Source organism: Massilia sp. NP310 (assembly GCF_019443485.1).
GTDB classification, from domain to species: domain Bacteria; phylum Pseudomonadota; class Gammaproteobacteria; order Burkholderiales; family Burkholderiaceae_D; genus Telluria; species Telluria timonae.
Map to the genome: position 1 here is coordinate 635,848 of NZ_CP080379.1, position 12,213 is coordinate 648,060.

At 67.0% G+C, this 12,213-nt stretch carries 12 protein-coding genes; 4 read left to right on the top strand and 8 right to left on the bottom strand.

Going from position 1 to position 12,213, the window contains the following annotated elements:
• Positions 1-144 precede the first annotated feature (144 nt).
• Positions 145-1,527, top strand: a complete 1,383-nt coding sequence (locus KY496_RS02935; protein ID WP_219863803.1) for a DUF4214 domain-containing protein — start codon at positions 145-147, stop codon at positions 1,525-1,527.
• Between the two features lie 57 nt (positions 1,528-1,584).
• Here the strand turns inward: KY496_RS02935 and KY496_RS02940 are convergent, their stop codons facing one another.
• Positions 1,585-2,265, bottom strand: coding sequence for an SOS response-associated peptidase (locus KY496_RS02940; RefSeq protein ID WP_005670078.1), 681 nt, complete (start codon positions 2,263-2,265; stop codon positions 1,585-1,587).
• A gap of 122 nt (positions 2,266-2,387) precedes the next feature.
• Here KY496_RS02940 and KY496_RS02945 point away from each other — a divergent pair, with 122 nt between their 5' ends.
• From KY496_RS02945 to KY496_RS02955, 3 genes are all read left to right on the top strand, one after another.
• Positions 2,388-2,792 (top strand): hypothetical protein, encoded by a 405-nt coding sequence (locus KY496_RS02945; protein ID WP_071363126.1) that lies wholly within the window; start codon positions 2,388-2,390, stop codon positions 2,790-2,792.
• Complete coding sequence (locus KY496_RS02950) at positions 2,793-3,002, top strand: hypothetical protein (protein ID WP_184237667.1); 210 nt, start codon at positions 2,793-2,795, stop codon at positions 3,000-3,002. It begins immediately after the preceding gene.
• A gap of 99 nt (positions 3,003-3,101) precedes the next feature.
• A complete protein-coding gene (locus tag KY496_RS02955; protein ID WP_219863805.1) occupies positions 3,102-4,076 on the top strand; it encodes a GGDEF domain-containing protein in 975 nt (324 codons plus the stop codon).
• A gap of 52 nt (positions 4,077-4,128) precedes the next feature.
• On the opposite strand, the gene paoC is transcribed toward KY496_RS02955, so the two are convergent.
• The 7 genes from paoC to KY496_RS02990 form a co-directional block, all read right to left on the bottom strand.
• Entirely contained in the window at positions 4,129-6,336 is a 2,208-nt protein-coding gene (gene paoC / locus KY496_RS02960) for an aldehyde oxidoreductase molybdenum-binding subunit PaoC (RefSeq protein WP_219863807.1), read from the bottom strand.
• A gap of 4 nt (positions 6,337-6,340) precedes the next feature.
• Entirely contained in the window at positions 6,341-7,294 is a 954-nt protein-coding gene (locus tag KY496_RS02965; protein ID WP_219863810.1) for a xanthine dehydrogenase family protein subunit M, read from the bottom strand.
• On the bottom strand, positions 7,291-7,944 hold the full coding sequence (gene paoA, locus KY496_RS02970; RefSeq protein WP_005670084.1) for an aldehyde dehydrogenase iron-sulfur subunit PaoA: 654 nt from the start codon (positions 7,942-7,944) through the stop codon (positions 7,291-7,293). The genes KY496_RS02965 and paoA overlap by 4 nt, the downstream gene beginning before the upstream one ends.
• Before the next feature lie 322 nt (positions 7,945-8,266).
• Positions 8,267-10,075, bottom strand: a complete 1,809-nt coding sequence (locus KY496_RS02975) for an alpha/beta hydrolase (RefSeq protein WP_219863812.1) — start codon at positions 10,073-10,075, stop codon at positions 8,267-8,269.
• A gap of 28 nt (positions 10,076-10,103) precedes the next feature.
• Positions 10,104-10,952: a universal stress protein gene (locus KY496_RS02980; RefSeq protein ID WP_219863814.1), complete on the bottom strand. Its 849-nt coding sequence runs from the start codon at positions 10,950-10,952 to the stop codon at positions 10,104-10,106.
• Between the two features lie 406 nt (positions 10,953-11,358).
• Positions 11,359-11,604, bottom strand: a complete 246-nt coding sequence (locus KY496_RS02985; protein ID WP_157225693.1) for a hypothetical protein — start codon at positions 11,602-11,604, stop codon at positions 11,359-11,361.
• Between the two features lie 62 nt (positions 11,605-11,666).
• Positions 11,667-12,008 (bottom strand): hypothetical protein, encoded by a 342-nt coding sequence (locus KY496_RS02990; RefSeq protein WP_184237648.1) that lies wholly within the window; start codon positions 12,006-12,008, stop codon positions 11,667-11,669.
• Positions 12,009-12,213: the final 205 nt, after the last annotated feature.

Consider the following 12,213-nt stretch of genomic DNA (forward strand, 5'->3'; position numbering starts at 1 on the left):
CAGCTGGCGGATCTCGTGGACGGGCGCATGCGCCCCGTCCGCTCCGACACATCAGGAGAAGCCCACGTCCCGCGTGGACTGCCGCGCCCTGCGCGTGGCCCCTCCATTGCCCGGTCTTTTTTCCGGACTAGAAGGAAACCTCAGATGAAAAGCAGCACCATGATCGCCTCGAACCTCCGTACCAACCTGACCCGCGTCGCCGCGGCAGCAACCCTGCTGCTGGCCGCCACCGCATCGGCCCAAGCCGCCACGGCCCCGCAAAGCGCGGCGCCAGCCGCCACCGCCGCCGCCTCGGCCCAGGAACAAGTGCGCCAGCTGTACCTGACCTTGCTCGGCCGTGAGCCGGATGCGGGCGGGCTGCAGTACTGGACCCAGGCCGTGAGCCGCGGTGTCAGCCTGGCGACCGTCGAAGCGGAGATCAAGCGCAGCGCCGAGTATACGAAGCGCAATCCAGCTCCTGTCGCCGGCCCGAGCATCCCGGCCACGCCGTATAACTACTATGTCTCGCCGAACGGTTCGGACAGCGCCGCCGGCACCAAGGCCGCGCCGTTCAAGACCCTGGCGCGCGCCGCCCAGGTCGCGACCAAGGCCGGCACCACCGTGTTCGTGGCGCCGGGCACCTATGCCGGCGGCATCCGGACCACCGCCAGCGGCACCGCAAGCAACCGCATCTATTGGGTCTCGACCACCAAGTGGGGCGCCAAGATCGTTCCGCCTGCCAATTCGACCAACAAGACCGCCTGGGACAACCGCGGCAACTATGTCAGCATCATCGGTTTCGACGTCGACGGCAGCAAGATCGGCAAGGGCACCAAATGGGTGCTCGGCATCTACACCGGCGGTTCGTACAATGTCATCGAGGGCAACCGTGTGCACCACATGGCAACGACCATTCCGTGCAACAGCGCCGGCGGCTCGGCGATCGGCGTGGACAGCTACTACAAGGGCGTCAAGGGTGACGTGATCGGCAACGTCGTGCACGATATCGGCCCGGCCGGCTGCACCTACGTCCAGGGCATCTATCACAGCACCTCGGGCACGATCAAGAACAACATCGTCTACCGCGTGGGCTCGGCTGCGATCCACCTGTGGCACGATGCGACCGACCTCCAGATCGTCAACAACACGGTGAGTTCGTCGGTGTTCGGCATCATCGTCGGCGGCGGCGACTTCTACTTCACGAAGGCGGGCGCCAACAACGTCCACGTGCACAACAACATCGTGTATGACAACAAGTACGGCATTTCGGAGCAAGGCACCACCGGCAAGGGCAACACCTATAAAAACAACCTGGTCACCAAGAACACGACCTACAACTTCCAGCTGCGCAATGGCCTGACCCATACCGGCACCATCAGCTCGGAACCGCTGTTCGCCGGCTACTCGCGTACCGCGGCAACGCCGGATTACAAGCTGACGGCAAGCTCGCCGGCCGTCGGCCGCGGCATCGCCACCTACGCGCCGAAGACCGACATCGACGGCAAGGCACGTGGCAGCAGCATCGACCTGGGCGCGTATCAGCGATAAGCAGCGTTCATCGCTGCCAGGTGAATGGCCCGGACGTGGAAGCGTCCGGGCCATTTTTTATTCGGTTTCGGTATCGATCGGCTGCACGACCTCGGGGCCGCCAAGCCCGGCACGGTTGACCAGCGTGCTGACCGCGTGCCATTCGAATGCATCCGAGGGCAGGGCGGCGCGGCGCGCGAACGCCAGCGCTTCCTCGCTCGAGAGCGCCGGATCGAGCCAGGTCTCGGCGTCGCGCGCATCGAGCACCACCGGCCGCCGGTCGTGGATGTCGAGCATGCCGCCCGAGGCGTCGTCGGTCACCAGCACGAAACCGGCTTCGGCGCGGTTCTCGGTAAAGCCGCCGAAATTGGCCAGGGCCAGCATGAACAGCGGCGCGCCGTCGCGGCGGTGGATATGCCATGGCTGCTTGTGGCCTTTTTCTCCGGTCCATTCATACCAGCCTTCGGCCGGCACCAGCGCCCGGCCCGACTTGAGCAGGCCGCGCCAGTAGCGGTTGGTGAGCTTGTCCATGCGCGCATTGATCGTCACCGGCACCTTGCCCTTGGCCCAGCGCGCCTGGTAGCTCCAGTACACGTCGTCCACCCGCCGCTCGCCGTCCTGGATGTGCAGCACGGGCCGGTAAGTGCCGGGCGGCACGTTATAGGCCGGCGCGGATTCGCTGTCGTATACCGCGTCGAGCCAGCCGATGGCGCTGGCGTAGTTGCGAGCCGTCTGGCTCTGGTCAAATCGTCCACACATGGCTTGATACTAGCGCAAGCCGCTGCAAGGCAGCACGCGGCAGGCGTGCCAGGCGTGCGGCGTTTGGCCGCGCCGTCCGGCAATGGTATGCTCCGGGCTCACACGATTGACAAGGAGCAGGTATGGCAGCAGGCTGGTGGACCGTATTGAAGACCGTCCCGTGGAGCGAGGTGATCAGCGCCGCGCCCCAGGTGGCGACCGGCGCGCGCCGCCTGTGGGACACGGTCAATCGCAAGCCGGGCGCGGTAGACCCGGCGACCGGCTTGAGCCCCGAGATGGCGGCGCAAGAAGACGACATCATCGGCCTCCTGATCGCGCGTTCCGAACAGAACGACGCGGAGCTGAACGACTTGCGCAACCAGATGCGCTCGGCCTCCGAACTGATCGCCAACCTGGCCGACCAGAACGCCCAGCTGATCGCCAAGATGGACGTGCAGCGCCAGAAGCTCACCTGGCTCGGTGTGACCGCCGGCCTGTCGGCGCTGCTCGCCGTGGTGGCCCTGATCCTGGTGGCGGTGCGAACCTGAATGAAAGTAGTACTGATCTGTGCGACCCTGTTCATCTTCATCTCGATGCTGCTGAACGGGGCGCGTCGGCGCGGCAAGCTCAATGAGAGCGCCAACCGCGCCGTGACGGGGCTGGCCAATTCGATGCGCATCTTCGTGTTCGGCCTGCTGTTCTTCGTGGCGATCGTCTGCGTGGCGATGGCCTGGCACATGCTGCAAAGCCCGCCTTGACCCCGGCCGGCGCGGCTGCGGCAATCGGCGTTTCTTTCGGTGGCCCAGGAAATTCCGGTATGATTTGAATTGTTTCCTAAATTCAACATCTGCCGATCCGTGACTCAAAAGCCAGAATCCATCAGCAGCCTGCCCGCGCGGGTCCTCAATCTCGTCGACTGCGGTGTGATCGTGCTCGACCAGGAAGGATGCATCGTCCTCTGGAACGGCTGGCTGGTGCCGCGTTCCGGCCGCGGCGTGGCCCGCATGCAGGGCCATGCGCTGATCGACGTCTTTCCCGACCTGCGCGGATCGCGCGTCGAGGCGGCGATCCTCGCCGCGCTGCTCGAAGGCGTCGCCACCGAGCACGTGCCGCCCTCGCATAACCGCGCGCCATTCCCGCTGCGCGAACCGGGCAGTTTCGACGGCGCCCTGATCGACCAGGCGGTCGCGGTCACGCCCTTCGACGAGGGCGGCCAGCGCTTCTGCCTGGTCGAGATCCGCGACGTGAGCGGCGTCGCGGTGCGCGAGCGGCGCCTGCTGGAGCACGCCGAGTCGCTGCGTGCGCGGTCGTATATCGACGGCCTGACCGGCATCGCCAACCGCCGCCATTTTGACGTGGCGCTGGAGCGCGAACTGCGCCGCGCGCAGCGCGCCGATGGCGCGCTGGCGCTGCTGCTGGTCGACATCGATTCGTTCAAGGCCTATAACGACCACTTCGGCCACCAGCAGGGCGACAGCTGCCTGACCATGGTCGCCCAGGAGCTGGCCGGCATGCTCAAGCGCCCGGCCGACCTGGCGGCGCGCTACGGCGGCGAAGAGTTCGCGGCCGTGCTGCCCGACACCACGCTCGAGCAGGCGCGCGTGCTGGCCGACCGCATCCGCGCCCACGTCGCCGGCCTGGGCCTGCAGCAGGCGCCCGCCGCCCACCATCCGGAGGTCACGCTCAGCATCGGCGTCGCCGCCTTCGACCGCGCGCGCCTGAACGCGCCGGAAGCGCTGATCGAGGCGGCCGACAAGGCCTTGTACGCGGCCAAGCGCGGCGGACGCAATCGCGTGGTCGCCGACGGCGACCAGGTGGACGCCGTCGCCTGAATGTCGGCCTGAATGTCGGCCTGAATGCGCGCCTGAACCAGGCCGCCTGCGGTCAAGCGGACAGCGGCATCTTCTCGATCAGCTTGTCGAGCGTGATCGGATATTCGCGCACCCGCACGCCGGTGGCGTTGTAGACCGCGTTCGCGACCGCGGCGGCGACCCCGCAGATACCGAGTTCGCCCACGCCCTTGGCCTTCATGGGCGAGGACAGCTCGTCTTCTTCCTTGAGGAAGATGACTTCCTGGTGAGGGATGTCGGCATGCACCGGCACCTCGTAGGTGGCGAGATCGTGGTTGGCGAAGAAGCCGAGGCGCTTGTCGACCACCAGGTGTTCCATCAGCGCGCCACCGACACCCATGGTCATGGCGCCGATCACCTGGCTGCGCGCCTGCTTCGGATTGAGGATGCGGCCGGCCGCGCACACGGCCAGCATGCGCCGCACCCGCGTTTCGCCGGTGACCGCGTCGACCGCCACTTCGACGAAGTGGGCGCCGAAGGTCGACAGCTGGTTCTTCTTGTCGAGGCCCCCGGAAAACTCGATCGTGTCCTCGGCCACCAGCTCGCCGCCGGCGGCGGCTTGCGCCAGCGGCAGGTTGCGCCCGCCCGCACGGACCGTGCCGTCCACGAACTCGGCCTCGCGTTCAACCACGCCGAGCTCCTTCGCCACCAGTTCGCGCAGCTTGGCGCAGGCGGCATACACGCCCGAGGTCGAGCTGTTCGCGCCCCACTGGCCGCCCGAGCCGGCGGAGGTGGGGAAGGTGGAATCGCCCAGGCGCACCTCGACCCGCTCGAGCGGCACGCCCAGCATCTCGGCCGCGGTCTGGCCGATGATGGTGTAGCTGCCGGTGCCGATGTCGGTCATGTCGGTTTCGACGATCACCTTGCCGTCCTTCGCGAGCCGCACCCGGGCCGCCGACTTCATCACCGGGCTGTTGCGGAAGGCCGAAGCCACGCCGTAGCCGATCAGCCAGCGGCCTTCGCGCGTCTGGCCGGGCTTGGGATTGCGCTTGTTCCAGCCGAACTTCTCGGCGCCCATGCGCATGCACTCGACGAAGCGGCGCTCGGAGAATGTGCGGATCGGCTTTTCGGGATCGACCTTGGTGTCGTTCAGGATGCGGAACTGCACCGGATCGATGTTCAGCTTTTCGGCCATCTCGTCGATCGCGATCTCGAGCGCCATCATGCCCGGCGCCTCGCCTGGCGCGCGCATCGCATTGCCTTCGGGCAGATCGATCAGGGCGACGCGGGTCGCGGTCATGCGGTCGGCGCCCGCGTACAGCAGGCGGGTCTGCTGGGTCGCGACTTCCGAGCTGCCCTTGGGCAGGTTGCCGTTCCACGACTCGTGGCCGATGGCCATGATGCGGCCGTCGCGGCCGGCGCCGATGCGGATGCGCTGGATGGTGGCCGGGCGGTGGGTGGTGTTGTTGAAGATGAGATGACGGTGCAGCGCCACCTTGACCGGGCGCTTGGCCGCGCGCGCGCCGAGCGACGCCAGCAGGGCGTCGGCGCGCAGGAACAGCTTGGAGCCGAAACCGCCGCCGACATAGGGCGAGATCACGCGCACCTTCTCCTTCGGCATGTTCAGCGTCTTGGACAGGTCCTGGACGCACCAGTTGATCATCTGGTTCGAGGTCCACACCGTCAGCTTGTCGCCTTCCCAGAGCGCGGTGGACGCATGCGGCTCCATCATCGCGTGCGACTGGTCCGGGGTGGTGTAGGTGGCGTCGAGTTTCACGGGCGCTGTATCGAAGCCGCGCTGGAAGTTGCCGGCGCTGGAGTCGGACGGGTCGTCTTCCCAGTCCGGCTTGACCGCCTTGTCCTTCTCGGCGGCCAGGTCGAAGCGTCCTTTCTCTTCGACGTATTTCACGCGCACGAGGGTAGCGGCGGCGCGCGCCTGCTCGAAGGTCTCGGCCACCACCAGGGCCACGGCCTGGTGGTAGTGCTCGATCTTGGGGCCGGCCAGCAGGTGGGCGACGTTCTTGTCGCCCTTGCCCAGCTTGCCGGCATTGGCGGCCGTGACCACGGCCAGCACGCCGGGCGCGCGGCGCGCGGCCTCGATCTCGATCGAGGCGATGCGGCCCTTGGCGATGCTGGAGCCGACCACGAAGCCGTGGGCGGCGTTCGGCACTTCCTTGTGGTGCTCGTAGGCGTAGGGCGCCGTGCCGGTGCATTTGAGCGGGCCGTCGATGCGATCGAGCGGCTGGCCGACGTAGCGCTGGCGGTCGATGGGATTAATGGTGGCGGGAGTGGTGAATTTCATGGGGTCAGCCTTTCTTCGCTGCGTTCATCGCTTCCGCGAGGGTGCGGTGCACCAGGGCCACCTTGAAGGCATTGTCCCCGGTGGTGCGGGCGCCGGCCATCAGGCGATCGGAAACCGCCTTGGCGCCTTGCGTCATCTGCCGTTCGGCCTCTTCGACCCGCCATGGCTTGTGGGCCACGCCGCCGACCGCCACGCGGCCGCTGCCGTCGGGCAGGATCACGGTGGCGACCGAGACTAAAGCAAAAGCATATGAAGCGCGGTCGCGCACCTTGCGGTAGGCGTGCACGCCGCCCAGCGGCTTCGGCAGCTTGACCGAGGTGATCAATTCGCCCGGTTCGAGCACGGTCTCGATGTGCGGGGTGTTGCCCGGCAGGCGGTGGAAGTCGGCGATCGGGATGCTGCGCATGCTGCCGTCGGCTTTCACGGTCTCGACCTCGGCGTCGAGCAGGCGCATGGCGATCGCCATATCGCTCGGGTGGACCGCGATGCAGGCGTCGCTGGCGCCCACCACGGCGTGGTGACGGGTGAAGCCGCCGATGGCGGCGCAGCCGCTGCCCGGCTGGCGCTTGTTGCAGCGCTGCGCCGTGTCGTAGAAATAGGGGCAGCGGGTGCGCTGCAGCAGGTTGCCCGAGGTGGTCGCCTTGTTGCGCAGCTGGGTCGAGGCGCCGGCCAGCAGGGCGCGCGACAGCACGGCGTAATCCTTGCGCACGCGCGCGTCGGCCGCCAGGTCGGTGTTGCGCACCAGGGCGCCCACGCGCAGGCCGCCGTCCGATGTCGGCTCGATCTTGTCGAAGCCCAGGCCGTTGACGTCGACCAGGGTGGTCGGGGTCTCGATCTCGAGCTTCATGAGGTCGAGCAGGTTGGTGCCGCCGGCGATGAAGCGGGCGTTCGGGGTACGGGCGACGAGCTGGGCGGCTTGACCCGGCGAAGTGGCGCGCTGGTAGGTGAATGCCTTCATGCCTTGACCCCTCCCACTTCGGTGATCGCGTCGATGATGTTCGAGTAGGCGCCGCAGCGACAGATATTGCCGCTCATGCGTTCGCGGATCTCTTCCACCGAGAGCAGGGGCTTCGCATTCAGGTCGGCGGTCACGTGGCTCGGAATGCCCTGGCGGATTTCCTCGATCACCGACACGCTGGCGCAGATCTGCCCGGGGGTACAGTAGCCGCACTGGTAGCCATCGTGCTTGATGAAGGCGGCCTGCATCGGGTGCAGCTTCTCCGGCGTGCCGAGGCCCTCGATGGTGGTGATCTCGGCGCCTTCGTGCATGACCGCCAGCGACAGGCAGGAATTGATGCGGCGGCCATCCATGATGACGGTGCAGGCGCCGCACTGGCCCTGGTCGCAACCCTTCTTGGAACCGGTCAGGTGCAGGTGCTCGCGCAGCGCGTCGAGCAGGCTGGTGCGGGTGTCCAGCTGCAGGGTGACCTGCTTGCCGTTGACGGTGAAGGTGACGCCGGTGGTGACCGGCTCGGGAGTGGTGGTCGCGGTAGCCGTCGGTGCGGCCTCCTGGGCGTGCGCTCCCGGTACGGCCGCGGTCGATACCGACAGCGCGCCGGCGATCAACAGGTCGCGCCGGGTGAGCTTGACGTCGCTGAATTGGTCCATGCTTGTGGCTTCCTTCTCTAGAGTGCGTTGCCCACGCCCGTACCCGGCGTCGATTTGGCGGCGCCAGCAGGTGTGGAAGGGCTTGCGGAGTTGTCGAAATGATTCTAAGTCAGCTGTCGGGAAGGCCGCGTTCCCTTGAAACCTGAAGTATCTTGTTGACTGTAAATATCAGCCGGCAAAATGGGTACCCCGGCAGGCGAGCACGCGAGCAGGCATGGCGGCACGGGCGGCACGGGCGGCACAGGCGGCACAGGCGGCACAGGCGGCCCGCGTGCTGGTCGGAGGGGCGGACCAGCCGTTGGCGCGTTAGGAGGAGGCCGGTCTACTGCTGAAGGACGTAGTCGCCCGGCGCGGGCGCCGTGTCCGGGATCGGCGCCGGCGGCGGCACATGTTTGCCGGCGTGGCGTACGAGCCATTGGTCCCAGGCGGGCCACCAGCTGCCCTCGAGCTGGGGCACGCGCGCCAGCCAGCGGTCGGGATCGATGTACGGATCGTCATGCCGGTGCACGGCGACCTGGTAGCTGCGGTTGGCGCTGCCCGGCGGCGAGACCACGCCGGCATTGTGGCCGCCGCTGGTGAGGATGAAGGTGATCTCGGTGTCGGTCAGCGGGATGATCTTGTACACCGAGCGCCATGGCGCGACGTGGTCGGTGAGCGTGCCGACCGCGCAGATGGGCACGTCGATGTCGCTCAGCGAGACAGGCCGTCCGCCGGCCAGGTAACGCGAGCTGGCCAGGCTGTTGCGCAGGAACAGGCGGTGCAGGTATTCGGCATGCATGCGATAGGGCATGCGGGTGGCGTCGGCATTCCAGGACATGAGGTCGCTCTCCTGCTCGGGCAGGTCGAGCAGGTAATGGCGCAGGCGTCGCGACCAGATGAGGTCGTTGGAGCGCAGCAGCTGGAAGGCGCCGGCCATCTGGCGCGTGTCGAGGTAGCCCTGCTGCCACATGGCGGCTTCCAGGAAGCTGACCTGGCTGTCGTCGATGAACAGCGACAGCTCTCCAGGCTCGGTAAAGTCGACCTGGGCCGCCAGCAGCGACATGCTGGCCAGGCGCCGGTCGTGGTCACGCGCCATGGCGGCGGCGGCGATCGCGAGCAGGGTGCCGCCCAAGCAATAGCCTGCCGCATTGATCTTGCTGGCGCCGGTCTGGGCCACGATGGCGTCCAGCGCGGCGGTGACGCCCAGCTGGCGGTAGTCGTCCATGGTGAGGTCGCGGTCGTCGGCCTGCGGATTTTTCCACGACACCATGTACACGGTATGTCCGCGCTCGACCAGGTAGCGCACCAGGGAATTGTGCGGCGACAGGTCGAGGATATAGAACTTCATGATCCAGGCCGGCACGATCAGCAGCGGCACTTCGTGCACGACGGGGCCGACGGGGTCGTAGCGCAGCAGTTCGATCAGCCGGTTCTGCATCACGACCTTGCCCGGCGTGATGGCGACTTCGCGCCCGGGCCGGTAGTTGACCGCGCGCGGCTTGCCCGCGAGGAGGCCTTGCGCGTCGCGCCAGGCGCGCATGGCGCCGTTGACGAGGTTCATGCCGCCGCTGGCGAGCACGGCGCGCTGCACGACGGGGTTGGTGGTGACGAAGTTCGACGGCGCCACGCAGTCGAGCATCTGGCGCGCGACGAAGGTGACGACGTCGGCATGGTGCGGCGCGACTCCGCGCACGGTGGAGGTGGCGCGGTGCCACCATTGCTGGCTCAGCAAAAAGCCCTGGCTGAGCTGGCGCCAGGGCGAAGCGTTCCAGGCCGGATCGACGAAGCGTTTATCCTGAGCCAATGGCCGCACCGGGTCGACCGCGTCGTCGGCCGGCGTGGCCAGGTATTGGAGCCAGCGCTGCCAGCCGATGACGGCGTCGGTGGCCAGCTCGTGCTGCTTGTCGGGCGACATCATGAGGTGGCAGGCCCAGTCGAACCAGGCCATGCCGAGCGCGGCCGGCGACAGGTTGCCGGTGAGGCGGCCGAGCCAGGCCCACAGCACCAGGTCGGCATGGACCTGGCCGCCGCCGGCGACCCGCGCATGGCGGTGGGTGCCGCCGAGCCAGGCGCTGCCTTCGACCCGGCGCGTGCTGCCGACGGCATCCGGGCGGGGATCGGGACGGGGACCGGGCCGGGTATCGGGCGCCATGGCGGAGGCTCGCGGCTAGCGCTTGCGCTCAGTGCGCAATCAGGAGCGGCGTCGTGCTGCCGGCCAGCAACGAGCGGGTGACGCCGCCGAGGACGAACTCGCGGTAGCGGCTGTGGCCGAAGGCGCCCGTGACCAGCAGGCCGGCATCGTGCTCGCGCGCCACCTTCAGGAGCGCCTCGCCGGTGCTGCTGCGCGTGGTCTCGATGAGGACGTCGACCTTGACCCCGTGGCGCGCCAGGTGCAGCGCCATGTCGGCGCCCGGTTCTTCTCCATGCATCTCGGCCATGGCGCCGGGATTGATGAGCGTGAGCTTGACCGTATCGGCTTGCCGCAGCAGGGGCAGGGCGGCGGAAATCGCGCGGATCGCCTGCATGCTGCCGTCCCAGCCGACGACGGCGGTGCCGGGCAGGGGCCGTTCTTTCCAGCCGGGCGGCACCACCAGCACGGGGCGCGCGCCGTGCAGCGCAATGTATTCGGGCAAGCCGCGCGTCTGGGCTGGAATGCCCGGCACGGCGATCGGTTCGGCGTCGCGGCTGACGATCACGAGGTCGGCGTAGCGCGATTCGAGCAGCAGGGCGTAGCGGGCGTCGTCCTCGAGCATGCGGGTTTCGAAACTGCCCACGCCATGGCGCTGGACGGCGGTGCTGAATTCTTCCAGCCGCGCCTCGACCGCCTCGCGCACGCCGTTGAAATCGGATTCGGGCATCATCGGCGCGCCCATCGAGCCGACCAGCAGGGAATAGTCGAACCAGGAAATGCCGGTGGCGGCGCTACCGACGAGGTGGGCGTCGAAGGCATTGGCCAGTTGCGCACCGGCGCGCAGGCGCGCCTCTTGCTCGGGACTGCCGTCGACGTGAACCACGATGGTCTTGTACATGCTCGTTCCTTTCTTCTCGGTAAAAGCGGACTCGGGCGGATAGGCGTGCCGGTATCCGCCACCGGAGCGGACCCTGGATGGCATCTGGCCTATACGCTTGGATTACTCGAAGTCCACTTTATTCCCGGACTGGGAGCGTGTCAGGGACGTGGTTGATGTGAATCAAAAAAGCAAGAAAGAAGGACGGAGGAACGCGAATCGGAATTGTCTTCTGTGCGTACGACTGTTCTGACGCAAGGACGCGGTGGCGATTACCTCCTTCAGGCCTTGTGACTGTGCGGGGTGGCCGCATACTTATGTCATTACCGGCGATGTGGTCGGTTCTCTTGTGTCTCCATCTCGGCCCTGCCGAGGACTTGGCCGTTGCCTGCTTCGTGCGGCAGCGGCCTTTTTTTATGTTTTATGCTCAGGTGGAGGCGCCTGGGGTGCGTGCCGCGACCAGGTCCGGCGCGGCGACAGGGCGCGGCTCGGCGGGCGCCGGCCTGGTGGCATGCGCGCTCGGGTCGCCGGGCGCAAGCACTTCCCAATTCGTGCTGACCAGGTCGAGGACCATTTCTTCTTGCCGGCCGCAGCAGGTGCAGGTGCGCTGGTCTCGGGATGCGTTGTACTGCCAGGAATGGGTCGTCGTCAGCGCGCTTGCGATGGCGGACAAGACCGATTTTGATGCCGAGAAAAATCCCATGATGCTCACCAGAAGTTAACTTGGTCAGCGTATTACGGAACTTGTAAATGCGCAAGATCTCGAACGGGTAAATGCACCGGGTTCTTGATCACGGTCACTCGAGTGTTGCGAAATGGATGAACGGGCGGGCACCACCGCACGCCAGCCGTTCCGTCCATTACACCATCCATATAGCCCATCGCCCGCTTGCGGCGGATCGACGCCAGATCGCTGTCGGGCAGGGGGCGCATATCGCGCACGAATTGCTCGCCGGTCATCGCGGGTACATGCGGCGATTGGGGCGCCCCGGCGGCCGACGCGGCCCAAGCTAGCACCAATACGCTGAGCGCGCCTGCAATACCCAATTTTGGGACTATGGCTTTCCGTTTTTCCATCTGATCTCCTTTGTGGGCCACCCATGTTCGCTGTAGTATGCGCGCCGCAAATTTGGGGAGGTCAACTTAGAAGTGGAAGAAACGCATGGTCAAGACGATCATCGACCCGACGCTGATTGCGTTCGGGACCAGCAAGCGGTGTCAGAAGCGGTCTCAAGTTTGACATCTGGACACGGGCGCCAGTTCGGCGCGGCCGAGGTCGCCG